Source organism: Pseudomonas sp. YuFO8 (assembly GCF_035065025.1).
GTDB classification, from domain to species: Bacteria; Pseudomonadota; Gammaproteobacteria; order Pseudomonadales; family Pseudomonadaceae; genus Aquipseudomonas; species Aquipseudomonas putida_AE.
Genome location: NZ_JAXDEQ010000009.1, coordinates 1 through 23,923 on the forward strand (window position 1 = coordinate 1; position 23,923 = coordinate 23,923).

Sequence of the window (23,923 nt, forward strand, 5' to 3'; positions counted from 1 at the left end):
TTCGCGCAGCGGTAGTTCAGTCGGTTAGAATACCGGCCTGTCACGCCGGGGGTCGCGGGTTCGAGTCCCGTCCGCTGCGCCATATTCGGTCACCTGGAACACTGAACGCCAGGTCACCACGGAAAGCCCGCTTAGTGCGGGCTTTTTGCTGTCTGGCGTTTGGGTTTAGCGCCGGTCTTCCCCGGCATTCCGGTCGTGACGGTAATCGCTGACAGCCTCGTAAACGGCCTTGCGCAAGCGGTTGATGCCGCCGATGGGGCGATGCGCTTCAATTCCGAACCATGGGTTGAAAGACAGGTTGTCGCATTGCAGGTTCTGCGCCGGCGTGTCGAAGTCCTGGGCCGGTACCCTGACCCGCGCCACCGTCTGGAACGGCGCGTCACTCCCTTGCCATTCAATGCTGGTGTCTTCGATCGGCATGTACTTGCTCGCGTCCTGGCGCTGGATCTGCAGGACGAAGCAGGCGGGCATCCGATCGGTCGATAGCTGCTGGTACAGTGCGCTGCGCAGGAAATTCGGCAACTTCTGATTCTGCGCGGGCAGGGTGTAGGCCGGGCAGCTGTCAGGGTCGGGAATCACGCGAAACTTGGCATTGGCCTCGCCAAACTTGTAGGGCGAAACCGAAAAGTAGGTCGTGCGCGTCGGGCTTTCCGGGGCAGGGGAGAGTGTCGCCAGGGCAATGAACAGATGGCGCACCTGCCAACTGCGCGGGTCCCAGGACGGGAAGAAGGCCATGGCCTTTTTGCCGTCCGCCTGGGCGGCCACATTCTGACGATACTCGGCGACATCGCTGACAAAGAAGTTCGGATGACTGAACATCACGAAGTCCTGTTCTGCTCGATCCGCTTGGTCGCCGAGCAGCTGTTTGCCGGGCACATCGCGGAGCTTGATCGCCATGCCGCGAGCATCACGGATGCTGTCGAATTGCGGGTAGGCGTTGCCATTGGACAGGCGCATCGTCGCTTGCCAGGTCTTGCCGGGTTCGCTGAACACCCCCTGACGCAGATCGCCCGCCAATTCCGGCAAAACCTGCACTTCGGCCTGCACACAGCCGTGTGCCTTGGCATGGGCGTCACGCAGGTAACGAGTGCTTTCGCGGTGCTGGTCGACGATGCGCACCGCCGTCTGGATGATGGCCTGGGTCATCGCGGCTTCGCCGGCCGGAATCAGCTCCTGATTTGAGACCGGTCCGCGGTGATGCCAGGCGAACCAGGCCGTGGCCACTGCCCAGCCGAGCACGCCCAGGCCCAGCAACCAGAGCAGGGTCTTGCCGAGAAAGGCGCCCAGACGCATCCATAGAAGCTTCATGGCAGTTGCGCCTCCAGGGGGCCGCCCAGCACTTTCAAATACTCCAGCAACGCCCAGCGCTCTTCGGGTTGCAGCAGGCGGCCGATCACGCCGTTGCCGCGTTTGCCGGCGCGAAATTCGTGGCCGCTGTTGTGATTGCCAGTGATGCGGGTGTCGAACACAAAACCATTGTCGAAGGCTTCGGTGCGATAGCCCAGGTGCCTCGGGTCGTATTCGAAGGTGCCTTTGTAAAAGGTGGTGGCGCGTTCGTCCTGGGGCGAAAGCAATTGGTAGATGCTCGGCACCGAACCGTTGTGCAGGAAGGGCGGCGTCGCCCATACGCCCGCTAGCGGTCGGGCCTTGTAGGCGCGCAATTCCTGGACCCCGATCGGCAGGCCGAAGCCATCCATGTCCGCGCGCTCGGCGGGCGTGATGGCTGCCTCGCGATAGGCGCGGTTGCCAACGAAAGCGGTGACGTAGGCCAGGCCCTTGGCGACCGACAGCTGGCTCAGGTCCAGGGGGGCGCTGGGGGTGGGATGCAGTTGTACGTCCAGTTGCGCCAGCTCGGCCGGGTCCCACTGCAAGGCCGTCAGGTCGAAGCGATGATCAGCGATATTGTTGGCGGCGCCAGGGTCGGTGCCGATCACGTGCACGGGCAGCATTTTCAGCTGTTGCACCGGCCGCCCCTCGCTGGGGATGACCTGCGGTACGTGGCAACCGGCGCAGTTCTGCGTGAACAGCACGCGACCCTTGGCGGCCAGCGGTTTGTCGACCACGCCTAGCAAGTCTTCCGGCCAGGCTGGCGGCTTGAGTCGTTGCAGGGTTTCTTCGATCAGGTGCAAGTCACGCACCCGCACGCTGGAGGGATAACGATCGTCGCCCTTGAGTGGCTGCCCGTTGCCATCGAAAAAGTTCAGCGTGGCGCCCACGCCCAGGGCTTCACCGATATTGCGCGCCATGGGCTGCTGCGCCGAGCCATTCCACTGCACCCAGTCGAACGTCCACATGTCCCACAACTGTGGGTAGTCGACGGGGGCGTTGGCCACGCGGTAGTTGGCGGGGGAAATCGCGTCGCCGAAGCTGGCATTGGCAATGCGCCCGAACGCGTCGGTGCGGCCGGGGCCTTCTTCGGTTGGGTAAAGCCCGCGATGGGTGTCGTTCCAGGCCACCTTGAGGAAGGTATCGAGGGAGCCCTTGAAGGCCTCGCGCAGAGCCTGCTTGCCGTCCTCATAGTCGGGGCCCAGGACCTTGCGGGCGAAACGTTCAAACTTCCATGGGTTGTAGTAGGTGGACACCAGGCTCGCCACCAGGGCCTGTCCGAAACTGCCGCCTCGCAGGGTGGGCACGCTGGAGGGCAACACATGCTGCGCGGCTCCGCCGTCGATGCGCACGGCTTGACCCTTCAGGTGCAGCTCACCGGTATGACAGGCAGCGCAGGTAATATCCAGAAATGTATCCGCACTGCCCGGATTCTGATGCCGGGCGAAACCCGCGGGCAGGTTGCCGGGGTTGTCCGATGTGGCTTTCTGCGCGGGATCGATCAGGAAACCGAAGCGTGCGAGGTACTCGGGGGCGGCGAATCGTTGCTGCGAAAAGGGCTGTTCCAGGGCGGTGAACCAGTCGTAGCGCAAGCCCTTGACCTGGGTCCCCTGGGGCGTGAAATAGTAGCGCTGGCGCTCTTCGGCGCTCCATTGATCCAGGTAGTGCACCTGTTGCGCGGCCGCGTGGCGCGGCAGTTTCGGGTTGGCGACGTAGTACAGGACCACGGCCAGGGCCAGGGCCAACAGGGCCACAATCAGGCCCAACAAACGGAGCAAGAGGCGCACGTAGACCATCCTTGTCGATCTTTTCTTCCGTTATGCCTCAGCCCCAGGTAGGCGGCAAGAGGCCATTACGCCATATGTTCGGCCTCCCTGAACGCAAGATGACAGAAGTTTCATCGTCAACAGGTCCAAATGCGTTTAAACACCTGAACTTATCGCCAGTTTGCGGCTCTCATGCCGGTAGCCATTGGTCGTGGCCGCCTGATAAGCTCGCGACTTTACTCGATTGCCCTTTAGGCGCATGAACAAGGAAATAGCATGAAACAGCATCGGTTGGCGGCGGCGGTGGCCCTGGTTAGCCTGGTACTTGCGGGTTGCGACTCGCAAACCAGCGTAGAGCTGAAAACCCCGGCGCAAAAAGCTTCCTACGGAATTGGCCTGAACATGGGCAAGAGCCTGGCTCAGGAAGGCATGGACGATCTGGACTCCAAAGCCGTCGCCCAGGGCATCGAAGATGCGGTCGGCAAGAAAGAGCAGAAGCTCAAGGATGAAGAATTGGTCGAAGCCTTCGCCGCGCTGCAAAAGCGTGCCGAAGAGCGCATGGCCAAGATGAGCGAAGAGTCGGCAGCCGCCGGCAAGAAATTCCTCGAAGAAAACGCCAAGAAAGCTGGCGTCGTGACCACCGCTTCCGGCCTGCAATACGAAGTGGAAAAGAAAGCTGATGGCGCCCAGCCTAAGCCGACTGACGTAGTGACCGTTCACTACACCGGCAAGCTGACCAACGGCACCGTTTTCGACAGCTCCGTCGAGCGCGGCAGCCCGATCGATCTGCCGGTCAGCGGTGTGATCCCGGGTTGGGTCGAAGGCCTGCAACTGATGCACGTCGGCGAGAAGTACAAGCTGTATATTCCTAGCGAACTGGCTTACGGCGCGCAAAGCCCAAGTCCGGCGATCCCGGCCAACTCGGTACTGGTGTTCGACCTGGAACTGCTGGCCATCAAGGATCCAGCAAAAGAAGACGCCGCCAAGTAATTCGCGTCTGCTTCGACAACAACGCCTCGCTCATGCGGGGCGTTGTTGCATCTGGTGCTGCATGGTAAACAAAGCGAACAGTTGCCGTATGCTGAAGTCATAGACAGTGTGGGGGGCGGCCCTAACCTTCGGCAGACCTCCAAGTCAATGAAATATTAGGATTTTTTAGATGGGCAAAAAACGCCCGATCTGAGTTAAGCCCTTATGAAACGGGCCTTTCAGCCATGAAAAGTGGCTCTGTTCACAAGGTTATCCACAATTTGTGTGGATAACATTCTTGCCGGAGGCATCATGAAAGCACCCTGGAATTTTGCTCGTTTCCTGCCCCTGGCCGGACGCCTGCTCGCCCGTGGGCGCTTGCCGACCTTGCTGTTCGCGGTGGCCAGTAAAAGTGCCAGCCAAGGCAACCGGCTCGGCAAACTCAAGGACGATCTGCGCCTGTTGCAGGCACTGTGCCTGGCCTATTGGCGCGGTGAATACCGCGCCATAAGCCCCAAGGCACTGATCTCGGTCGTCGCCGGCCTGATGTACTTTCTCAGCCCGGTCGATGCCATTCCTGATTTTCTGCCGCTGTTCGGCATGATCGACGACATCGCCGTGCTGGCCTGGCTGATGAAAGTCCTCGACGATGAACTCAACGCCTTCCGCGCCTGGCGCAAACGCCAGGTGCCGGAAAAGCTCGCCGTGGTCGAGCGCCTGCCCGATACCCCTGAGAAACTGAAGCTTCAAGGACCGAAAAAGTCCTGATTTGGTCCAGTCTGCGCCGCAGATAGATAGCCCCCGCGACCTTGGCCGCTGTTAGGATTACACTTCTAGGGAAAAGTGCCGACTCGCTAAGTGTTTTTGTCCTACGGGGTAGTCATGGATATTCAGATAATTACACGCGAAGGCGAGCCCGAATATGCGGTTCTGCCATGGGCTCAGTATCAGGCTTTACTCAAAGCAGCAGGCATCAACGAAGCACCGTCGCGTCCGGCCCCGGCGCCGCTCGCGACCACCCCGGACCCCATTCTTCCAGGTCTGGATCAACTCCGCAGTTTGCGCGAAGGGAAGGGCATCGCCATCGAGGCGCTGGCCCGCACGGTAGGCATCAGCCCGTCATACCTGGCCATGATCGAAAGTGGCGAGCGTCTGCCCGACGCCGCGATTCGCCGCAGCCTGGCCTGGGAATTGACGGTGCCAGGGTGGAGGGATGAATCGTGAGCGTACGCATCAGTCGTCAACATTGGGACGGTCTGTTAGGCGAACTGGACCAGGCGCGCCGACAGCGCCATCTCCTGACCTACCGCGCCTTGCTGGAGCGCTTGCAGCTGCCGACGCCCGCCATGCAAACCCTCACCGCCGCGCTCGAACACCTGGCCGCACTGGACGCCAAGGCCGAACAGCCACTGCGCAGCTCGTTGGTGATCAGCCAGGGCGCCAGCCGCTTGCCACGCACCGGTTTCTTTGAATGCGTCGAGCGCCTGGGCCGTTTCTCCGGCCCATCCGACGGCGTCGCCGCCGCCTCCTGGCACGCCTCGGAAGTGGTTCGCGTGTTCGAATACGAGTACCCCGAATCGGCGGAGGCCTGAGTGTTCCTGAAGCTCAAGGCACGGACCGGCTACTGGCTGGCCCGCCGGTTATTCCACTGGCCATGGTTCGTGCGCCAGCCCCGCGGCTGGAGCTGGATGGAGGGGCAGTTCGCACGCATGGCGAACCTGGGCGATGTCGGCGCGCAGAGTTTCTATGGTCACATCCTGACCTTTCGTGGCGTCGGCCTGGGAGCGCGGGAAGAGGGTGTCCGCCTGTTACGTCTGGCCGCATTGGCCGGTGATGGCAAGGCAGCCTACCAAGTGGGTGTGATCAGCCTGGCTGGGAGCCCGAGCAAGGCGCCGGACCCGGCGGAAGCGGCGCGGTTTTGGGAGATGGCCGCCAAGGCCGGGCATCCGTTGGCCGAGATCAAACTTAAAGAGTTGGATGCTGGCGGTTCTTCGCAGTAATTCGTTTATTTTTCGATACACACAGGTGGCGTGAGGGAAACCTCGTGCCTCGTTGCTTTTTATTGGGCGAATTTTCTGGGTAAGGTCCTCGGAAATTTCCTTCAAGTTGTGGCGGTTTTCGTGAACTGGACGAAAAAGCGAAAAAGCGAAAAAACGAAAAAGCGAAAAAGGCGAAAAAGGGGACGGATTTATTTTTCCAACAAAGGGATGGGAAAATAAATCCGTCCCCTTATCACTTATCAGTCGTCCCCTTATCAGTCCATGTAAACCTGATGGCTGACTAGGCTGCCGTATTCACGTTTCTGGCCTGAGTGGGCGTTTCTAGTGAGTTGCTGGAGCTAGCGGCCAGGTGGTCCTGCCCGACCACCGCCGTGATGCGCAAACTTTTCTAACTACTAATGAACGAACGCACTCAAGTCGGCGCCCAATCCATTGATTGCTTGCGTAAAATCCTCAGCCTTGATTGGCGTTGAAGCATTTTCCAGTTTGTTTCCAAATACCTTGCGCACGACTCTCGCTACCGGTTCGTTGGTCGCCGGGTCGAGCAAGACTGCCTCTACATACAACTCGGTGTCTTGATCGCGGTGCCCGGTGACGGCACCCACGCCTCCTACCACTGCCGCTACGGGAATGATTTCATACCACTTCATGCCTTCGTTGGAGGCGTTCACGCCGGTAATGGCAGCTCTCATGACCAAAGGACGTGCATTGGGGGGCAGGGGCTGCAAGGTATTGGATACCCTGTATCGCTTTGACAATGCGCTAACAACAGCCTGGTTGGTCGTCTGTTGAAGTTGCGTGAATGCCTGCATGTTTATGCGATCCGTCGCCGTGGGCGCAGGAAACAATTCCAACCCATCGAAGTTCACCGTATCAAATGCCGCAGGACTAAAGCCTGGGGAAACCCAGCGCAGTGTCGACGCGCCTGTGGCAGAAACCGACGGCTGCAAAACATCATAACGATCCAGGTACCCAGAGTACTGGTCTACTTCAGTGACCTTGGAAGCGCAGCCATTGAGCATCATTGCGCTCATGACCAAACCAGAAAGCCAATAGCGTGATTTATCCATGTTGAGTCCTGTATTGATAAGCAGGATTGACCCTTGAAGCAGGCCTGTCCTAGATTTCGCCGTTGGCCGGAACATCAAAATGACCGTTATTCAGCATAGTCAGGTAGGGGCGCTGCAACCGATTCATTTCTCCATGGTTTGTAGAGAGAGGGGGTAAATAACCAGGCGACACATGATGAACCGATGAAATCGGTGGTCAGTTCGAATGCAATCGCCCCGTCCCCGCCATGCTATCAATCACATGCACGCTATACCCCTGCACATTCTTCGCATGATGCTTCGCCTGCGAAGCCATCTCCGCCAACTGGCTCGCATCCAGCTGACCACATGCCTGCGGATGTAAATGCACCACCCCAATCGACAGCGACAACAAGGGAAACTCCTGGCGCACGCCCTGGCGGTTGGGGGCGGTGAAGCAGCCGGCTTCCAGGTGTTCGCTGCGGTAGAAGCGTCGGCACTGGCTGTGGAAGTCGTCGAGCAGTTGGTTTAAACGTTTGCGCCAGTCGTCCGGGCCCAGTACCAGCAGGAAGTCGTCGCCGCCGATATGGCCGACGAAGTCGCGGGAGGGGTCGATGCGGTCGTTCAGGCATTGGGCCAGGCACAGCAGGACTTCGTCGCCACGGCCGTAGCCATAGATGTCGTTGAAGGGTTTGAAGCTGTCGATGTCGACGTAACAGATCACCGATTCGCGCTGCTGTTGCAGCAGCCGTGTGAGGCATTGCTGGATGGGTACGTTGCCCGGCAGCAGGGTCAGGGGGTTGGCGTAGCGTGCTTGCTGGATTTTCAGTTCGGTGATCAGCTTGAGCACGTCGATCACCCGGCCCAGGCCCAGGTAATGGCCGTTGAGGGTGATGATGAAGTCTTCTTCGATGCGTTGCCGGGCGCGGCTGGTGATCAGTCGGCTGACCTGTTGCAGCGACTGGCTGATCTCGACGGCGAGGAAGTCGTCGCTCATCAGGCGGCTGATCGGTTTGCGGGCGAACAGGTCGGTGGCGAACGGCTTGAGCAGGGCGTCCGAGAGCGAGTGCCGATGGACGATGCCGCAGGGCTGGTCGTGCTCGTCCAGCACCGCCAGGGAGTTCAGGTTGGCTTGGCGGCGGAAGGCTTCGAGCACGGTGGCGGTCGGGGTGTTGCGGGGCACGGCGGGCTGGTCGTTGAGCAGGGCGCTGAGGTCGCTGCCGTCGTCGGCCAATGCCACTGCGCTGCTGTCGCGCCGGGGCATCAAGGTGCGGGCATCGCGCGGTGGATGCTCCTGGGGACGGCAGAGGAGATAACCCTGGACCAGGTCGATGCCCATTTCGGTCAAGACTGCCAGTTCCTCCGGCAACTCGATGCCTTCGGCGATCACCTGGGCCCGCGAGGCTTTGGCGATCTGCAGGATTGAGCCTACGAACTCGCGCTTGAGGGCATCCTGGTGGATGCCGTCGATGAAGTGGCGGTCGATCTTCACGTAGTCGGGGCGCAATTCGGACCACAGGCGCAAGCTTGAGTAACCCGCGCCCAGGTCGTCCAGGGCAATGGAAAAGCCCATGGCCCGATAATGATGCAAGGCGGTGTGCAGCAGATGGAAGTCGTCGGTCGGGGTCTGCTCGGTGAGTTCGATCACCACCTGGTTCGGTGCGATGCCGAAATCCTGCAGCAGCTGCAAGGTGCGACCCGGCTGGTGGGCCGCTTCGAGCAATGATTCCGGGGAGACGTTGAGGAACAGTTTGCCGGGCAGCTTCTGTTCGTTGAAACGCCGGCAAGCGCTCTGCCGGCAGGCGATTTCCAGTTCGCTCAGGCGACCCGCCTGGCGGGCGACGGCGAACAGGGCGACAGGAGAGTGCAACGGGCTGTTGGAGGGGCCGCGGCTCAGGGCTTCGTAGCCCAGGATGCGTCGTTCAGAGAGGCAGATGATGGGTTGGAACAGGCTGTGCAAACCGCTTTGAGCCAGTATTGAACTCAAGGCACTCAGCTGTTCGGTTGTGGTCATGGCGATCTCTGGCGAAAAAAAAGGACCGGAGCGCTCTTGGGTGCAAGAGGGCTACCGGTCCGTTATTTCACGACAGAATGATGACTGTTTGATGACGCTCCGGGGAGCGTCAGCATTAAATTGCCATCAGCTTAGTGCTTGGCGACCGCGGTATTGAGCTTCAGGTAATCCAGGAGGATGCGCCCGGTTTCGCTCAGGTAGGCATCGTCTTCCGGCTTCGTCTTGTCGTCCTCGGCCGCGATAGCGTCTTCGTCTTCTTTCTTCAGCTCCTTGAGCGGCTCTTCGCCCTTGGCCTTGCGACGGATGTTCTCCATGGCGAGCTGCTTGGCTTCGATATCGGCGTGCTGGGCACGACGCTCGGCTTCATTGAGGCTGACGGTTTTTTCCGCCATCAGTTTCTGCGCCAGGGCCAGTTTGTCGCGGATGAACACGAACTCCGCGTCCTTGGCCGTGCGTACGTCATGCTCGGACTTGAGCTGGGTGATGTACGGTTTGAATGGGTCGAGCGCAGGCTTGATCGCCGCCTTGATGGTGTCCCACGGCATGGCTTCGGGCAGGGCGCTTTCGCCGATTTCCTTGGTGTCGATGATCGACGGGTAATCGATGTCCGGCAGTACGCCCTGATGTTGGGTGCTCTGCCCGGAAACCCGGTAGAACTTGGCCAGTGTCAGCTTGAGCTCGCCATGGTTCAGCGGCTGGATGGTCTGCACGGTGCCTTTGCCGAAGGTCTGGCCGCCGATGATCAGCGCGCGATGGTAGTCCTGCATGGCACCGGCGAAAATTTCCGAGGCCGAGGCGGACAGGCGATTGACCAGCAACGCCATCGGGCCTTTGTAGAAGGCACCCGGGTTTTCGTCTTCGAGGACATCGACGCGGCCGTCGGCGTTACGCACGAGCACGGTAGGGCCCTTGTCGATGAACAGGCTGGTCAGCTCGGTAGCTTCCTGCAAGGAGCCACCGCCATTGTTGCGCAGGTCGATGACCACGCCGTCGACCTTGTCTTTCTGCAACTCGGTCAGCAGCTTCTTGACGTCGCGGGTGGTGCTCTTGTAATCCGGATCGCCGGCACGGAAGGCCTTGAAGTCCAGGTAGAAGGCCGGGATCTCGATGACACCGAGCTTGTAGTCCTTGCCGTCCTGCTTGAGGTTGAGGACCGACTTTTTCACCGCCTGGTCTTCAAGCTTCACCGCTTCGCGGGTGATCGGCACGACCTTGCTGGTCTGGTCGTTCGGTGCATTGCTGGCCGGGATCACTTCCAGGCGCACGATGGTGCCTTTCGGACCGCGGATCAGCTTGACCACTTCGTCCAGGCGCCAGCCGACCACGTCGACCATTTCCTTGTTGCCCTGGGCTACGCCGATGATCTTGTCGGCCGGTGCGACCTGCTTGGTCTTGTCCGCAGGGCCTGCCGGCACCAGGCGCACGATTTTCACCTGGTCGTTATCGCTCTGCAACACGGCGCCGATGCCCTCGAGGGACAGGCTCATGTTGATGTCGAAGTTTTCCGCGTTATCCGGCGACAGGTAGTTGGTATGCGGGTCGTAGGACATGGCGAAGGTGTTGATGTACGCCTGGAAGATGTCTTCCGCACGGGTCTGGCCCAGGCGCGCCAGCTGGTTCTTGTAGCGCTTGGTCAGGGTTTCCTGGATCTGCTTGGAGTCCTTGCCGGCGATCTTCTGCCGCAGCACTTCGTCCTTGACGCGTTTGCGCCACAGGTCGTCGAGTTCCGCGGTGGATTTCAGCCAAGGGGCATCCTTGCGGTCGACCAGCAAGGTTTCCTTGGAGGTGAAGTCGATCTTGTCGACGCCCTTGTTCAGCTCGGCAAGGGCAAAGTCCAGACGCGCCTTGACGCGGTCCAGGTAGCGCTTGTAGATGGTGAACCCGGCGTTGAGGTCGCCGCTCTTGAGGAAGTCGTCGAACTGGGTCTTCCACTTGTCGAATTCGGCGATGTCGCTGGCCATGAAGTAGCTGCGCGACGGGTCGAGCAGTTTCAGGTAGCTGTCGTAGATGATCAGCGAGCGCGCGTCATCGAGCGGCGGCTTACTGTAGTGGTGGCGCTTGAGCAGTTCCACGACATTCAGACTGGCGATGACTTCGTCACGGTCGGGCTGAAGCTTGTCCCAGCTATTGGCTGCGAAAGTATTGCCGGACATCGGCAACAGGCCGATACCGATGAAAAGGGCGAGGGCAGTGCTGGGGAACAAACGCTTCATGTTGATTCGACGCGGGGACAATTGATAACGCATATTAGGCCGTCTTTGAAGTCGCCGGTTCCACATGGGCCGGTCGCATAATGCAAAAAGCCCGGCGCTACAGCTTCGGGCTCAGTCCAGACTCACTATGGAGGCACTGTGAAAGCATTGCAAGGCGTTGACGGTCAAGTGGTGTGGGATGAAGAGCCCAGTCCTGCGTGTGATGCGGGGCAAGTTCGGATTCGAGTGGCAGCAGCGGGTCTCAATCGCGCCGATCTGTTGCAGAAGGCAGGCCTTTATCCTCCACCGCCGGGGGCCAGCCAAGTGCTTGGGCTCGAGTGTTCCGGGGTGATCAGCGAGGTGGGCCCGGGCTCGTCCTGGCAGGTGGGCGATCGGGTTTGCGCCTTGCTGGCCGGGGGCGGGATGGCCGAGGAGGTGGTGGTCGACGGGCGGCATGTGTTGCCGGTTCCCGACGAAATGTCACTGGCCGAAGCGGCCGCGCTGCCGGAAGTCTATGCCACCGTCTGGCTGAACCTGTTTCAACTGGCGGCACTCAAGCCGGGTGAAAAAGTGCTGTTGCACGCCGGAGCAAGTGGAATCGGTTCAGCTGCCATTCAGCTTTGCAAGGCGTTCGGCAATCCGTGCTGGGTCAGTGTCGGCTCTGCCGAGCGCCTGGCCTACTGTGAAGCGCTCGGCGCCCAGGGCGGCGTGGTGCGCACTGACGACCTGGACAGCCTGCGCGACCTGGGGCCGTTCGACGTCATCCTCGACCCGGTAGGCGGCAACTACGCAGCGCTGAACCTGAAACTGATGGCGGCCGATGGCCGTTGGGTGCTGATCGGCCTGATGGGGGGGCGTGAAGCGAAGCTGGACCTGGCGCAGGTGCTGGCCAAGCGCGTGCAGTTGCTGGGCTCGACCCTGCGCAGTCGTAGCGATCAGTTCAAGGCGGATCTGTTCAGGGATCTGGGCCAGCATGTCTGGCCGCTGTTTGCCGATAAACGCTTGAGCCCGCAACTGGCGAAGGCCTTCCCGATCAAGGATGCCGAAGCGGCGTTTGCGGAGTTGGCGAGTAATACGGTGGCGGGGAAGTTGGTGTTGGTGATTGACGAGAGCCTGAGCTGATATCGGGTTGGGCCTGAAAAGATCGCAGCCTGCGGCAGCTCCTACAGGGGATCGCATTCTCCTGTAGGAGCTGCCGCAGGCTGCGATCTTTTGCTTTTACTTCCAGTTATGGATCGGCCAGCCGGATTTTTCCGCCTGCTCAAGCAATACCGGGTCCGGATTGACCACATGCGGGAAATCCACCTTCAGCAGCAACGGCAAATCATTGCGTGAGTCGGAATAGAAACTCGCGCCCTCCAGGTTCTCCTCCTCCGCATCCAGCCACTCCAGCAGCCGGGTGATCTTGCCTTCGCGATACGTCAGCGTACCGACGGTCTTGCCGGTATAGGCCCCGTGCGCCACTTCCAGCTCGATCCCGAGAATCTCGTCGATGCCCAGACGTTCGGCAATCGGCCTCACCAAATGCGTGCCCGAGGCCGAAATCACCAGGATCCGGTCGCCGGCCTTGCGGTGGGCGGCGATGGTTTTGGTGGCGTCGCTGAAGATGATCGGTTCGATGAAATCTTCCACCCACGGGCCGACCAGGTGCTCGACTTCTGCGGGGGTACGGCCGATCAAGGGTTCCAGGCTGAAGGCCATGTAGTCCTCCATGGCCAGGTGACCCCTGCCGTAGGCGTCCATCAGTTCCTTGTCGCGACGCAGGAAGGATTCGCCGTCGACCCAGCCGAGGCGGACCATTTGCTCACTCCACAACGAGGCGCAGTCGCCGTGGATCAGGGTTTCGTCCAGATCAAAAATTGCCAGGGCCATTGGGGTTCTCTCTGAGAACAGCTGCAAGCTTCAAGCTTTAAGCTGCAAGAAGTGGATTCAGTGGTCAGCAGTCTACAACTTGAAGCTTGCAGCTTGAAACTTGCAGCTGCCTTCAAGCCACCTCACACAGGGCGGTCGGATCGATGGAAAGTGCCAGGCGCTGACCATCGGGATGCAGGTCGGACGCCGAGCGGTTCAGCACATCCACCACCAGCTCCACGCCGCGGGCTTCAATGCGGTAGCGAATCACATTGCCCAGCAGGCTGTGACTGCGCACCTGGGCGTCGAGATCGCCGTCCAGGCTCAGTTCGATGGCTTCCGGGCGAATGGCGATGCGGTGGTTGATCGGCCGTTGCAACAGCATGGATGCGCTGGCGGCGTCCAGCAGGTTGTAGTTGCCGATGAAACCGGCGGCGAAGACGTCCACAGGTGCCGTGTACAGGGTTTCGGCGTCACCGCTTTGTACGATTTTTCCCTGGTTCATCAGGAAAATGCGATCGGACATGGTCAGCGCTTCTTCCTGGTCGTGTGTGACGAAGATCGTGGTCAGGCCCAGCTCGCGCTGGATCTGACGGATCTGTTCGCGCAGGTGCTTGCGAATCCGCGCGTCCAGGGCCGACAGCGGTTCATCCAGCAACAGCAGGCGCGGGCGGGTGACCAATGAACGAGCCAGGGCGACACGCTGGCACTGGCCGCCCGACAACTGGTGCGGGTAACGGCTGGCAAAGTCGTTCAGTTCCACCAGCTGCAACACCTCGGCGACACGCTTGTGGCTGTCGCCGGCGTTGACCTTCTGCATGCGCAGGCCAAACGCGACGTTTTGTTCCACGGTCATGTTGGGGAACAGCGCGTAACTCTGGAACACCATGCCGATCCCGCGTTTTTGCGGGCTCAACGGGACGATATCGACGCCATCGAGCAGGATCTTGCCGCCATCCACCGGCGTCAGCCCGGCGATGCAGCGCAGCAGGGTGGATTTGCCGCAACCGGACGGGCCGAGCAGGGTGACGAATTCGCCTTTGTGGATTTCGCAGTTGATGTCGTTGAACACCGTGGTGCCGGCGTAATTCTTTTGCAGATGTTGGACGCTGACATAGCTCATTCGCTTTTGTCCCTGTTCAAGATGTTGGCGATCCAGGTCAAGACCAGCACAAAGAGGAAATAGGAAATCACCAGCGCGCTGGTGAAATGACCGCTGCTGTTGCGCATGTTGTTGAGGTAGACCTGCAGGGTTTCGTAGCGGGTGCCGACGAGGATGTTGGCGAACACGAACTCACCGAACAGGAACGAGAAAGACAGCAGCAACGCCACCATCAGGCCCTTGCGCAGGTTCGGCAGCACCACCAGGAACGCTGCCTGAAAAGTGCTGGCACCGAGCAGTTGGGCGGCGTCCATCAGGTCGCGCAGGTTGATCGCTTGCAGGTTGTTGGTGATGGCGCGGTACATGAACGGCAGCGCCACGGTGAAGTAGCAACCGATCAGGATCCAAGGCGTACCGACCATGGCGAACGGCCCGGAACCGTAGAGCTGCAGCAGGCCCACCGACGACACCACCGGCGGCACGGCGAAGGGCAGCAGGATCAGGATGTTCATCAGTGCATCGAGTCTGGGGAAGTGGTAATGCACCACGAACAGCAACGGCAGGATCAGTACCACCGCCAGAACCAGGGCGCCGACGCAGACCAGCAGCGACTGGCCGAAAGCGCTCAGGAACCGCGGATCGCTCCACAGTTGTACGTACCATTTGATGCTGAAACCGCTGGGCAGGATGGTGGCCGACCAACTGCTGGAAATCGAATAGATGAAGGTGCCGACCAGCGGCAGCAACATGATGGCAAACAGCAGGTAGACCACCACCCGATGGTAGACGCCGGCAGGCCCCAGTTCAGCGCGAGACATGGTAGCTCCTCTTCAGCAGCAGTTGATGGACGATGGTCACCAGGGTCATCAACGCCACCAGCACCACGGCCAGGGCACTGGCCAGGTTCGGGTCCAGGGAAATATCACCCGAGACCATCGCGGCGATCCGGATCGTCAGCACGTTGAAGTTGCCGGTAGTCAGGGCGTACACGGTGGCATAGGCGCCGAGGGCGTTGGCCAGCAGGATCACGAAGGTGCCGAGCAGCGCCGGGGTCAGCACCGGCAGGCCGATGTGCCGCCAGTACTGCCAGCCGTTGGCGCCGAGCAGCTCGGCGGATTCGCGCCAGTCTTCGCGCAGGGCGTCGAAGGCCGGGTAGAGCAGCAGCACGCCCAGGGGAATCTGGAAGTAGGTGTAGAGAATGATCAGCCCGGTTTTCGAGTACAGGTTGAAGTCCTGAATGATCCCGGCCTGCTTGAGCATGATGGTGAAGCTGCCGTTGAAGCCCAGCAGAATGATGAACGCGAAGGCCAGCGGCACACCGGAGAAGTTGCTGGTCATGTTGGCGAAGGCGTTGACGAAGTTGCGCAGCCTGGAGTCGACCCGGCGAAGGGAATAGGCACCGAGCACGGCGATGATGATGCCGAACACGCTGGACCAGAAACTGATCTCGAGGCTGTACTGGATCGCCTGCCGGTAGAACTTCGAGCTGAAGACCTTGGTGAAGTTGGCAATACCCCAACCGGACTCTTCCGATTCCAGGCTGTTGATGATGACCCATGTCAGTGGGGCGATTTCGAACACGATGAAGAACAGGGCGAAGGGCACCAGGCACAGGGCTGCCAGCCATTTGCCGCGAGTCATGGAGGTCACTTGAGCAGCTCCCGGCACACGGGCTTGTCGTGGGGGACGCCCAGCAGTTCGCAGACGGTGCCGCAGAGGTCGGTCTGTTTCGGCGCCGCGTCGGCATTGAAGCTGAAGGCATCGCCGAGTACGAACAACGGCACTTCGCGTTCCTCGGGCAGCAGGCCATTGTGGGAGCGGTCGTTGTTCATGCCGTGATCGGCGGTCACCAGCACCTGATAACCGGCGTCGAGCCAGCCTTGCAGATAGTCCGCGAGGTAGATGTCGGCAAAGCGCGCGCTGTTGCGGTACTGCGGGGTGTCGAGGCCGTGCTTGTGTCCGGCGTCGTCGATGTTCATGGGGTGAATCAGCAGGAAATTCGGCGCGTGAATCAAGCGCAGGTTTTCCGCGTCGGCGAACAGGTGCGAGTCGGGATAGTGATCGCTCCAGTAGAAATGCCCGTGCTGGATCGGCAGGTCGGGGTTGTCGGTATGACGATCCCGGGACGCTACGAAGGGCGAGCGGTTGTACAGCTCACTGACCCAGTGATAAGCCGCCGCAGCGGTTTTCAGCCCGGCGTCGGTGGCGTAGTGATAGATGCTGCGCTGGTTGGACAGGCGCGAGACGTTGTTGTGAACGATGCCGCTGTCGATCGGCTTGACGCCGGTCAGGATGCATTCGTAAAGCGGTCGCGACAGGGCCGGCAACTCGCACTCCAGTTTGTAGAGCGCTGCGCGTCCTGCGCCGACGTAAGCCTGCAGGTGCCCCATGGCGTGACGCGCGACTTCGTAGTTGAGGCCGTCGAGCACGACCAGGATGACGTTGTGTTTCATGGGGGCAAACACTCCGGGAAACAGTAATTGGAAATTCACTCGGTCCACTGTGGGAGCGGGCTTGCTCGCGAAGGCGGGTTGACATTCGACATTGATGTCGACTGACACCCCACCTTCGCGAGCAAGCCCGCTCCCACATTTGGATCTCCATCAGATCCCCAAATGGGATCTACCGCGTCATTTCATTTCGACGATGACTTCTTCGTTCCACTTCTGCGGCAGGGCCTTGGAGGTTTTTTCCCAGGCATCCGCGTCCTTGATCGGCGTGACCTTCTTGTACTGCTCGTTCGGCAGCAGCTTGGCTTTTACGTCATCCGGCAGCGTGATGTGTTCGGCGCGGATCGGACGCGCATTGCCCTTGGCCAGGTTGATCTGGCCGGCGTCGCTGAAGATGTACTCGCGGGTCAGCTTGGCCGCGTTGGGGTTCTTGGCGTATTTGTTGATGATGGTGGTGTAGCCGGAAATCACCGAACCATCGGATGGGATCAGCACCACGTAGTCATCCGGGTTGGCCATCTTGGCCTTGTAGCTCAAGCCATTGAAGTCCCAGACCACGCCGACTTCGATCTCGCCTTTCTCCATGGCGCCAATGACCGGGTTGGACATCGACAGGCGACCCTGCTTGGCGAGGTCGGCGAACAGCAACAGTGCCGGCTCAAGGTTTTTCTCGTCGCCGCCGTTGGCCAGTGCCGCGGCCAGAACGCCGTTTGCAGCCTGGGCCGCGGTGCTTACGTCACCAATGGAAACCTTGTACTTGCCGGTCTTGAGGTCAGCCCACTTGGTCGGCACGTCGGAACCGTGCAGCAACTTTTTATTGACGATGAAAGCAATGGTGCCGGTGTAGGCCAGTGCCCAGTTGCCGTCCTTGTCTTTCGCCCAGTCCGGGATCTGGTCCCAGGTCGTTGGTTTGTAGGGCTGCACTACGCCTTGCTTGACAGCGATCGGGCCGAAGGCGGCCCCGACGTCGCCGATGTCGGCGCTGGCGTTGTCTTTCTCGGCGGCGAACTTGGCGATTTCCTGGGCCGAACTCATGTCGGTGTCGATGTGTTTCAGGCCGTACTTCTTGGCCAAGTCTTCCCAGGTGCCTTTCCAGTTGGCCCAGTCATCGGGCATGCCGACGCTGTTGACGGCGCCTTCCGCTTTCGCAGCGGCCTCGAGAGTTTTCAAATCATCAGCCGCCATGGCGGCGGTGCACATGGCAATGGTCGAGCCTAACAGTGATGCCAGGAAAAGCTGTTTCATTCCGAAGCTCCTATGGGCGTTTTCAACGCTGCGATTGCGATTGTGTTGGTCTAGGTCAGCAATACCTGAGCCAATCTAAGGCGGCTCGATGACACTTTGATGTCGTTCGTCGCCCCGACGGACGTTTATTTGCCCGGTATCGGCGGGTGCCAAGTAAGCGTAGACCATGGGCGAAGCCCCATAACACAAGGGACTTGGCCGATGTCTTGCACGTTGTCGGGATGACCGTCGGGCGGCTGTGTCATCTCTCGGTCATCTGCATTGCCTACGCTTGCAGGATCTTGAAAGAACCGTTTTTTCCAGCGGTTGCGCCCCGAAAGTGTGCTGGTCTAGTCCAGATAGGTAACGTTGATGCGCGATGAGGCAACAAAAGCGGTGACAGCCATAGGCCAGGTGCTTCAGGAGCAGCTCGATAAGGGGCTGTTGGCGCCCGGGAGCAAGTTGCCAGCGGAGCGTAAGCTCAGTGAGTTGTTTGGGACGACCCGGATTACCGTGCGCGAGGCATTGCTGCAGCTCGAAGCACAGGGCCAGATCTATCGCGAGGAGCGTCGTGGCTGGTTCGTGTCGCCGCCGCGCCTGGCCTACAACCTCATGCAGCGCAGTCACTTCCACGCCATGGTCAGCGCCCAGGGGCGGGTGCCGTCCACCGAGGTCATTTCGGCGCGATTGTTGCCGGCATCGGCGGCGATCTGTGCCTGGTTACAGCTGCCGGCGTTGTCGAGCGTGATTCAGGTCTGTCGTTCGCGGCGTATTGATGGGCGACTGGTGCTGTACGTGGAGCACTATCTGAATCCGCAGTATTTTCCGGGCATTCTGGATTTCGACCTGAATCAGTCGATCACCGAGCTGTATGCGCGGCACTACGACCTGCACTACGGGCGGGTGCGCTTCGAGATCGTGCCGACGGCATTGTCGGCAGACGCGGCGGCCGCTTTAAGGGTGTCGGTGGGCAGTCCCGGATTGCGCATCGCCCGGGTCAATTACGATCAGCACGGGCGGCTGATCGATTGTGACCTGGAGTTCTGGCGCCATGATGCGATTCATGTCGGGGTCGATGTGGCCTGAACCGGGCCACCGCGGGCTTCGCAGCCTTATCCGAAACGGTAGATGTCCATGCCCAGCGCGCCCAGGGTGAACCCTTGGTGGGCGATGCTGAACTGCCCCCCGGCACTGCGGGCAAAGTACAACGGCAGCAAGTGTTCATCGCTGGGATGGTTGCGCACGGCGTTCGGTGCCTGCCGGCGATAGTCGTGCAGGGCGGCCTCATCCTTTGCCGCGAGCTTGTCGATCATCCAGTCGCGAAATTCCCGGGCCCAGGGTTCGACACTCTCCGGGCCGGCATGCCAGTCCAGCTCTCGCAGGTTGTGGGTGATGCTGCCGGAACCGATCAACAGCACACCCTGTTCGCGCAAGCCGGCCAACGCCTGGCCCACACGGGCCTGCAAGGCCGGGCCGCCTCGGGTAGGCAGTGAAACCTGGACAATCGGGATGTCGGCCTGGGGATACATCAACGACAGCGGCACCCAGACGCCATGGTCGAACGGTCGTGTGCTGTCGATGCGGGCGGGAAGGGCACTGGCGCGCAACAGTTCGACCACCTGTTCGGCCAGCCCGGGGTTACCAGGAGCCGGATATTGCACCTCGAACAAAGCCTTTGGAAAACCGCCGAAGTCATGCCAGGTGTCCGGCTGCGGGTTGCCGCCCACCAGCAGTTCATCGCTTTCCCAGTGTGCGGAGACAATCACGATGGCATCCGGCCTGGGCATCTCTGCGGCCAGGCGAGCCAGGGCCGGTCCGCTGGCGCCCGGTTCCAGGGCCAGCATCGGCGAACCATGGGATATGTACAGGCTGGGGAACATGGATGAGCTCCTGGGAGTTAAGATGGCGTCATCTTCTGTCAGATCATTGATCTAAATCTAATATAAGTTTTAGGGTGTTTTGATCGAATTTTCGGGGTTATTTATGCAGCCGGAGTTTTGGCACAAGAAGTGGGCGTCGAATCAGATCGGCTTTCACTTGCCGCAAGTTAATCCTTATCTGCAACGGTTTTGGCCGCAGTTGGGTGTGGAGGACGGCGCTCGCGTGCTGGTGCCGTTGTGCGGCAAGAGCCTGGATTTGTTGTGGCTCGCCCGCGAAGGCCATGAGGTGTTGGGCATCGAGTTGTCGGAGAAGGCCATCGAGGACTTCTTCAATGAGCACCATTTCGACCCTGATGTCAGTGAGCAGGGCCCGTTCAAGGTCTATCGGGCTGGCTCGATCGAGCTGTGGTGCGGTGACTTTTTCGACCTGACGGCTGGTGATGTGGCCGATTGCGCCGCTGTTTACGACCGCGCCGCGCTGATTGCGCTGCCGCCGCCCATGCGTGAGCAATACGCCGCGCACCTGACGCGGATTGTGCCGAAGGATGCGCTTGGGTTGTTGATCACGCTGGATTACGACCAGGCGCAGATGCCCGGTCCGCCGTTTGCCGTGCTCGATGAAGAGGTGCAGCGGTTGTTCGGTGCTGCGTGGACACTAAAAATCCTCGAAGACCAGGATGTACTGAGCGAGAGCGGGAAGTTTCTGGAGGCAGGCGTTACGCGGCTTGAGGAGCGCGTTTATCGGGTTTCCACTCAGTAAAAGGTGTTGGTTTACCGGGCTCCATCGCCAGCAGGCTGGCTCCCACATCTACTGTGGGAGCCAGCCTGCTGGCGATGGGGCCATGAAAAACACCATAACCATCCAGTAGAAAAAAAGGCCCGCATCTCTGCGGGCCTTCTTGTTTACTTCGCAAACGCTCAACCGCGACGACGGGCCAGTGCGTCAATGCGCTCTTCCAGCGGCGGGTGGCTCATGAACATGCGGGCAAAGCCCTGTTTGATGCCACCGTTGATGCCGAAGGCGTTCAGGGTGTCAGGCATGTGCACCGGCAGGCCCTGTTCCGCACGCAGGCGTTGCAACGCGCCAATCATCGCGGCGGTGCCGGCCAGGTTTGCACCGGCTTCGTCGGCACGGAATTCGCGCTTGCGCGAGAACCACATGACGATGGCGCTGGCCAGGATACCCAGGACCAGTTCGGCGAAGATGGTCGCCACGTAGTAGGCAATGCCCTGGCCTTCTTCGTTCTTGAAGATCACCTTGTCGACAAAGTTGCCGATGATCCGTGCGAAGAACATCACGAAGGTGTTCACCACGCCCTGGATCAACGCCAGGGTGACCATGTCGCCATTGGCCACGTGGCCGATTTCGTGGGCCAGGACGGCTTTCACTTCATCCGGCGAGAACCGCTCCAGCAGGCCCTGGCTGACGGCGACCAGTGCGTCGTTCTTGTTCCAGCCGGTGGCAAAGGCGTTCGCCTCATAGGCCGGGAAGATCCCGACTTCGGGCATCTTGATCCCGGCTTCGCGGGACAGTTGCTCGACCGTTTGCAGCAGCCATTGCTCGTGACGCGTGCGCGGCTGGCTGATGATTTGGGTGCTGGTGCTCATCTTCGCCATCCACTTGGAGATGAACAGCGAGAACAGGGAACCGGCGAAACCGAAGACCGCACAGAAAATCAGCAGCTGATTGAGGTTGAGATCAACCCCATTGGCCGCCATGAACCCGTTGAAGCCGAAAAGGCTCAGGGTGATGCTGGCAATCAGCACGACCGCCAGGTTAGTGGCCAAGAACAGCAGGATGCGCATCATGGTTGTAGAAATCTCCTCATGCTAAAGATGTAGCGTACTGCGGGGTATATAAGGTGCTGCACCGGGGTATTCAACCAAGTGACTATTTCAAACTGTGTCCTACAGCAAAAGCGTAGCTGGTTGCAGGGCATTTCCGACGTGGGACGGCGAAGTTGTTTGTCAGGCCACCGACGGCTGGGTGCCCGTGGTTACTCGACGTGACCAGGCAATGTGGCATTGCACAGGCATCGAGGCAGCAGTCATGGGTAGGACGTAATCATGTGTTGCAGAATGAATCACCGTGCGATGTTTCCGCCATCGCACGGTGACAGGCCGCTTACTGGCGGTAGGACTTGAGGAAATTGCCGATGCGTCCGATGGCCATGTCCAGGTCATCGACGCGCGGCAGGGTCACGACGCGGAAGTGGTCGGGCCATGGCCAGTTGAAGGCTGTGCCTTGCACCACCAGCAGCTTCTCGGAGAGCAGCAGGTCGAGGACGAACTTTTCGTCGTTGTGGATCGGGCAGACCTTCGGGTCGATCCGCGGGAAGGCATATAGCGCGCCCATCGGCTTGACGCAGCTCACCCCGGGAATGTCGTTGAGCAGTTCCCAGGTGCGGTTACGCTGTTCCAGCAGGCGCCCTTGCGGCAGCACCAGATCGTTGATGCTCTGGTAGCCACCCAGCGCGGTCTGGATCGCGTGCTGGCTCGGCACGTTGGCGCACAGGCGCATGTTGGCCAGCATGTCGATGCCTTCGATGTAGCTCTGGGCGTGTTGTTTCGGTCCGGAAATGGCGATCCAGCCGGAACGGAAACCGGCCACTCGATAGGACTTGGACAGGCCGTTGAAGGTCAGGCACAGCAGGTCCGGCGCCAGCGAAGCGGTGCAGATGTGCACGGCATCGTCGTAGAGGATCTTGTCGTAGATCTCGTCGGAAAACACCACCAGGTTGTGCTGGCGGGCCAGTTCCAGCATGCCCAGCAGTACTTCTTTCGAATACACCGCACCGGTCGGGTTGTTCGGGTTGATGATCACCAGGGCCTTGGTGTTCGGGGTGATCTTGGCCTTGATGTCGGCCAGGTCCGGCCACCAGTTGGCCTGCTCGTCGCACAGATAATGCACCGGGTTACCGCCCGACAGGCTCACCGCGGCGGTCCACAACGGGTAGTCGGGAGCCGGTACCAGCACTTCGTCGCCGTTGTTGAGCAGGGCCTGCATCGACATCACGATCAGCTCGGAAACGCCGTTGCCCAGGTAGATGTCCTCGATGCCGACACCTTCCACCTGCTTTTGCTGGTAGTACTGCATGACGGCCTTGCGCGCGCTGAACAGGCCCTTGGAGTCGCTGTAGCCCTGGGCGGTCGGCAGGTTGCGGATCACGTCCTGGAGGATTTCGTCCGGCGCTTCGAAACCAAAGGGCGCCGGGTTGCCGATGTTCAGCTTGAGGATGCGATGGCCTTCCTCTTCCAGGCGTTTGGCGTGCTTGAGCACTGGGCCGCGAATGTCATAGCAGACGTTGGCGAGCTTGTTCGATTTGCTGACCTGCATGGCGATGTGTTCCCGAAAATGAACGATCCAGGCGGCGTGTGGACAACCGTGCTGGGAAACCTGCGTTATCACACAGGCCTGGCGCCTTGAGAGGCAGCACCCATAAATCCGTTTGAATGCGCGTGGTCTGGCTGCCAGACTGGCGTTTGACGAGGCGCAATCATACGTGCCGCCCGATCCGTGGAAAAGGTACAGATCGGGCTTTTTCAGCTGCTGAGGTGTGATGATGGAAAAGTTGGAAAAATCCCTGGAAGAATGGAAGGCCATGCTCGATCCAGAGCAGTACAACGTTTGCCGGCTCAAGGGCACCGAGCGCCCGTTTTCCGGCAAGTACAACGGCACCAAGACCGATGGTGTCTATCATTGCATCTGCTGCAACGAGCCGTTGTTCGACTCCGCCACCAAGTTCGATTCCGGTTGCGGCTGGCCGAGTTTCTACGCGCCGATCGGTGACAGTGCGATGGTCGAGATCCGTGATGTCAGTCACGGCATGATCCGTACCGAAGTGGTCTGCGCCAAATGTGACGCGCATTTGGGCCACGTATTCCCCGATGGCCCGCCGCCGACCGGGTTGCGTTATTGCATCAACTCCGTGTGCCTGGACCTGGTACCCCGCGAATAAGATCACCTCGATTCTCTGTAGGAGCCGGCTTGCTGGCGATAGCGGTGGATTTGACACACCGCGGCGTGCCGATCGCCAGCAAACCGGCTCCTCCAGGTTTGGCGCTCGATTAATTACATTGCACACAATTCAATTGCTCGCTATGTTTGTCAAATCACCCCC

At 60.2% G+C, this 23,923-nt stretch carries 23 protein-coding genes and 1 tRNA gene; 10 read left to right on the forward strand and 14 right to left on the reverse strand.

Annotated elements, in window-relative coordinates; translation table 11 throughout:
- The first annotated feature begins 5 nt into the window (after nucleotides 1-5).
- Nucleotides 6-82, forward strand: a tRNA-Asp gene (locus tag SOP95_RS10175).
- 83 nt (nucleotides 83-165) lie between these two features.
- On the opposite strand, the gene SOP95_RS10180 is transcribed toward SOP95_RS10175, so the two are convergent.
- Both SOP95_RS10180 and SOP95_RS10185 read right to left on the reverse strand, forming a co-directional pair.
- A complete protein-coding gene (locus SOP95_RS10180) occupies nucleotides 166-1,308 on the reverse strand; it encodes a catalase family protein (protein WP_323607011.1) in 1,143 nt (380 codons plus the stop codon).
- Entirely contained in the window at nucleotides 1,305-3,113 is a 1,809-nt protein-coding gene (locus SOP95_RS10185) for a di-heme-cytochrome C peroxidase (RefSeq protein ID WP_323607012.1), read from the reverse strand. Before SOP95_RS10185 ends, SOP95_RS10180 begins: the two co-directional genes overlap by 4 nt.
- A gap of 255 nt (nucleotides 3,114-3,368) precedes the next feature.
- Here SOP95_RS10185 and SOP95_RS10190 point away from each other — a divergent pair, with 255 nt between their 5' ends.
- The 5 genes from SOP95_RS10190 to SOP95_RS10210 all read left to right on the forward strand — a co-directional run bounded on the left by SOP95_RS10190 (nucleotide 3,369) and on the right by SOP95_RS10210 (nucleotide 6,061).
- A complete protein-coding gene (locus SOP95_RS10190; protein ID WP_008060887.1) occupies nucleotides 3,369-4,082 on the forward strand; it encodes an FKBP-type peptidyl-prolyl cis-trans isomerase in 714 nt (237 codons plus the stop codon).
- A 291-nt stretch (nucleotides 4,083-4,373) separates the two neighbouring features.
- Nucleotides 4,374-4,829, forward strand: a complete 456-nt coding sequence (locus SOP95_RS10195) for a YkvA family protein (RefSeq protein WP_274073023.1) — start codon at nucleotides 4,374-4,376, stop codon at nucleotides 4,827-4,829.
- Nucleotides 4,830-4,943: 114 nt separating this feature from the next.
- A complete protein-coding gene (locus tag SOP95_RS10200) occupies nucleotides 4,944-5,285 on the forward strand; it encodes a helix-turn-helix domain-containing protein (protein WP_323607015.1) in 342 nt (113 codons plus the stop codon).
- A complete protein-coding gene (locus SOP95_RS10205; RefSeq protein ID WP_003223109.1) occupies nucleotides 5,282-5,653 on the forward strand; it encodes a hypothetical protein in 372 nt (123 codons plus the stop codon). Before SOP95_RS10200 ends, SOP95_RS10205 begins: the two co-directional genes overlap by 4 nt.
- Nucleotides 5,654-6,061 (forward strand): sel1 repeat family protein, encoded by a 408-nt coding sequence (locus SOP95_RS10210; protein ID WP_323607017.1) that lies wholly within the window; start codon nucleotides 5,654-5,656, stop codon nucleotides 6,059-6,061. It begins immediately after the preceding gene.
- Nucleotides 6,062-6,456: 395 nt separating this feature from the next.
- Here SOP95_RS10210 and SOP95_RS10215 read toward each other — a convergent pair whose 3' ends face one another.
- The 3 genes from SOP95_RS10215 to SOP95_RS10225 form a co-directional block, all read right to left on the reverse strand.
- Nucleotides 6,457-7,131, reverse strand: coding sequence for a DUF3313 domain-containing protein (locus SOP95_RS10215; protein WP_274073027.1), 675 nt, complete (start codon nucleotides 7,129-7,131; stop codon nucleotides 6,457-6,459).
- A 196-nt stretch (nucleotides 7,132-7,327) separates the two neighbouring features.
- The gene (locus SOP95_RS10220; RefSeq protein ID WP_323607019.1) at nucleotides 7,328-9,103 is read right to left on the reverse strand and encodes a bifunctional diguanylate cyclase/phosphodiesterase; all 1,776 of its coding nucleotides are present in this window, start codon (nucleotides 9,101-9,103) and stop codon (nucleotides 7,328-7,330) included.
- A gap of 131 nt (nucleotides 9,104-9,234) precedes the next feature.
- Nucleotides 9,235-11,316 (reverse strand): carboxy terminal-processing peptidase, encoded by a 2,082-nt coding sequence (locus SOP95_RS10225; protein ID WP_274073029.1) that lies wholly within the window; start codon nucleotides 11,314-11,316, stop codon nucleotides 9,235-9,237.
- A 138-nt stretch (nucleotides 11,317-11,454) separates the two neighbouring features.
- Between SOP95_RS10225 and SOP95_RS10230 the strand changes: the two genes are divergently transcribed.
- A complete protein-coding gene (locus tag SOP95_RS10230) occupies nucleotides 11,455-12,417 on the forward strand; it encodes an NAD(P)H-quinone oxidoreductase (RefSeq protein ID WP_274073030.1) in 963 nt (320 codons plus the stop codon).
- Between the two features lie 96 nt (nucleotides 12,418-12,513).
- On the opposite strand, the gene SOP95_RS10235 is transcribed toward SOP95_RS10230, so the two are convergent.
- From SOP95_RS10235 to SOP95_RS10260, 6 genes are all read right to left on the reverse strand, one after another.
- Entirely contained in the window at nucleotides 12,514-13,167 is a 654-nt protein-coding gene (locus SOP95_RS10235; protein WP_323607023.1) for an HAD family hydrolase, read from the reverse strand.
- A gap of 112 nt (nucleotides 13,168-13,279) precedes the next feature.
- Complete coding sequence (locus tag SOP95_RS10240) at nucleotides 13,280-14,269, reverse strand: ABC transporter ATP-binding protein (protein WP_323607025.1); 990 nt, start codon at nucleotides 14,267-14,269, stop codon at nucleotides 13,280-13,282.
- Complete coding sequence (locus SOP95_RS10245) at nucleotides 14,266-15,066, reverse strand: ABC transporter permease (protein ID WP_274073033.1); 801 nt, start codon at nucleotides 15,064-15,066, stop codon at nucleotides 14,266-14,268. Before SOP95_RS10245 ends, SOP95_RS10240 begins: the two co-directional genes overlap by 4 nt.
- Nucleotides 15,053-15,889 (reverse strand): ABC transporter permease, encoded by an 837-nt coding sequence (locus tag SOP95_RS10250; protein ID WP_274073283.1) that lies wholly within the window; start codon nucleotides 15,887-15,889, stop codon nucleotides 15,053-15,055. The genes SOP95_RS10245 and SOP95_RS10250 overlap by 14 nt, the downstream gene beginning before the upstream one ends.
- 5 nt (nucleotides 15,890-15,894) lie before the next feature.
- Nucleotides 15,895-16,701: an alkaline phosphatase family protein gene (locus SOP95_RS10255; protein WP_274073034.1), complete on the reverse strand. Its 807-nt coding sequence runs from the start codon at nucleotides 16,699-16,701 to the stop codon at nucleotides 15,895-15,897.
- A 177-nt stretch (nucleotides 16,702-16,878) separates the two neighbouring features.
- Nucleotides 16,879-17,943: an ABC transporter substrate-binding protein gene (locus SOP95_RS10260; RefSeq protein ID WP_323607028.1), complete on the reverse strand. Its 1,065-nt coding sequence runs from the start codon at nucleotides 17,941-17,943 to the stop codon at nucleotides 16,879-16,881.
- 351 nt (nucleotides 17,944-18,294) lie between these two features.
- On the opposite strand from SOP95_RS10260, the gene phnR reads away from it, so the two are divergent.
- Nucleotides 18,295-19,008 carry a phosphonate utilization transcriptional regulator PhnR gene (gene phnR, locus SOP95_RS10265; RefSeq protein WP_274073036.1) on the forward strand — a complete coding sequence of 238 codons (714 nt, stop codon included), beginning with the start codon at nucleotides 18,295-18,297 and terminating at the stop codon, nucleotides 19,006-19,008.
- Nucleotides 19,009-19,034: 26 nt separating this feature from the next.
- On the opposite strand, the gene SOP95_RS10270 is transcribed toward phnR, so the two are convergent.
- A complete protein-coding gene (locus SOP95_RS10270) occupies nucleotides 19,035-19,802 on the reverse strand; it encodes a DODA-type extradiol aromatic ring-opening family dioxygenase (RefSeq protein ID WP_274073037.1) in 768 nt (255 codons plus the stop codon).
- Between the two features lie 103 nt (nucleotides 19,803-19,905).
- On the opposite strand from SOP95_RS10270, the gene SOP95_RS10275 reads away from it, so the two are divergent.
- The gene (locus tag SOP95_RS10275; RefSeq protein ID WP_323607030.1) at nucleotides 19,906-20,562 is read left to right on the forward strand and encodes a thiopurine S-methyltransferase; all 657 of its coding nucleotides are present in this window, start codon (nucleotides 19,906-19,908) and stop codon (nucleotides 20,560-20,562) included.
- 158 nt (nucleotides 20,563-20,720) lie between these two features.
- Here SOP95_RS10275 and htpX read toward each other — a convergent pair whose 3' ends face one another.
- On the reverse strand, nucleotides 20,721-21,611 hold the full coding sequence (gene htpX / locus SOP95_RS10280; RefSeq protein ID WP_008059113.1) for a protease HtpX: 891 nt from the start codon (nucleotides 21,609-21,611) through the stop codon (nucleotides 20,721-20,723).
- Between the two features lie 316 nt (nucleotides 21,612-21,927).
- Nucleotides 21,928-23,139, reverse strand: coding sequence for a pyridoxal phosphate-dependent aminotransferase (locus tag SOP95_RS10285; protein ID WP_034151309.1), 1,212 nt, complete (start codon nucleotides 23,137-23,139; stop codon nucleotides 21,928-21,930).
- Between the two features lie 226 nt (nucleotides 23,140-23,365).
- Here SOP95_RS10285 and msrB point away from each other — a divergent pair, with 226 nt between their 5' ends.
- Nucleotides 23,366-23,761, forward strand: coding sequence for a peptide-methionine (R)-S-oxide reductase MsrB (gene msrB, locus SOP95_RS10290; RefSeq protein ID WP_323607032.1), 396 nt, complete (start codon nucleotides 23,366-23,368; stop codon nucleotides 23,759-23,761).
- The last annotated feature ends 162 nt before the right edge of the window (nucleotides 23,762-23,923 follow it).

Coding starts and splice junctions, on each gene's coding strand:
- SOP95_RS10195 (WP_274073023.1), top strand. CDS start 4,374: ATGAAAGCACCCTGGAATTTTGCTCGTTTCCTGCCCCTGGCCGGACGC.
- phnR (WP_274073036.1), top strand. CDS start 18,295: ATGCGCGATGAGGCAACAAAAGCGGTGACAGCCATAGGCCAGGTGCTT.
- SOP95_RS10260 (WP_323607028.1), bottom strand. CDS start 17,943: ATGAAACAGCTTTTCCTGGCATCACTGTTAGGCTCGACCATTGCCATG.
- SOP95_RS10215 (WP_274073027.1), bottom strand. CDS start 7,131: ATGGATAAATCACGCTATTGGCTTTCTGGTTTGGTCATGAGCGCAATG.
- SOP95_RS10250 (WP_274073283.1), bottom strand. CDS start 15,889: ATGACTCGCGGCAAATGGCTGGCAGCCCTGTGCCTGGTGCCCTTCGCC.
- SOP95_RS10225 (WP_274073029.1), bottom strand. CDS start 11,316: ATGAAGCGTTTGTTCCCCAGCACTGCCCTCGCCCTTTTCATCGGTATC.
- SOP95_RS10180 (WP_323607011.1), bottom strand. CDS start 1,308: ATGAAGCTTCTATGGATGCGTCTGGGCGCCTTTCTCGGCAAGACCCTG.
- htpX (WP_008059113.1), bottom strand. CDS start 21,611: ATGATGCGCATCCTGCTGTTCTTGGCCACTAACCTGGCGGTCGTGCTG.
- SOP95_RS10190 (WP_008060887.1), top strand. CDS start 3,369: ATGAAACAGCATCGGTTGGCGGCGGCGGTGGCCCTGGTTAGCCTGGTA.
- SOP95_RS10235 (WP_323607023.1), bottom strand. CDS start 13,167: ATGGCCCTGGCAATTTTTGATCTGGACGAAACCCTGATCCACGGCGAC.
- SOP95_RS10285 (WP_034151309.1), bottom strand. CDS start 23,139: ATGCAGGTCAGCAAATCGAACAAGCTCGCCAACGTCTGCTATGACATT.
- SOP95_RS10275 (WP_323607030.1), top strand. CDS start 19,906: ATGCAGCCGGAGTTTTGGCACAAGAAGTGGGCGTCGAATCAGATCGGC.
- SOP95_RS10255 (WP_274073034.1), bottom strand. CDS start 16,701: ATGAAACACAACGTCATCCTGGTCGTGCTCGACGGCCTCAACTACGAA.
- SOP95_RS10240 (WP_323607025.1), bottom strand. CDS start 14,269: ATGAGCTATGTCAGCGTCCAACATCTGCAAAAGAATTACGCCGGCACC.
- msrB (WP_323607032.1), top strand. CDS start 23,366: ATGGAAAAGTTGGAAAAATCCCTGGAAGAATGGAAGGCCATGCTCGAT.
- SOP95_RS10220 (WP_323607019.1), bottom strand. CDS start 9,103: ATGACCACAACCGAACAGCTGAGTGCCTTGAGTTCAATACTGGCTCAA.
- SOP95_RS10200 (WP_323607015.1), top strand. CDS start 4,944: ATGGATATTCAGATAATTACACGCGAAGGCGAGCCCGAATATGCGGTT.
- SOP95_RS10270 (WP_274073037.1), bottom strand. CDS start 19,802: ATGTTCCCCAGCCTGTACATATCCCATGGTTCGCCGATGCTGGCCCTG.
- SOP95_RS10245 (WP_274073033.1), bottom strand. CDS start 15,066: ATGTCTCGCGCTGAACTGGGGCCTGCCGGCGTCTACCATCGGGTGGTG.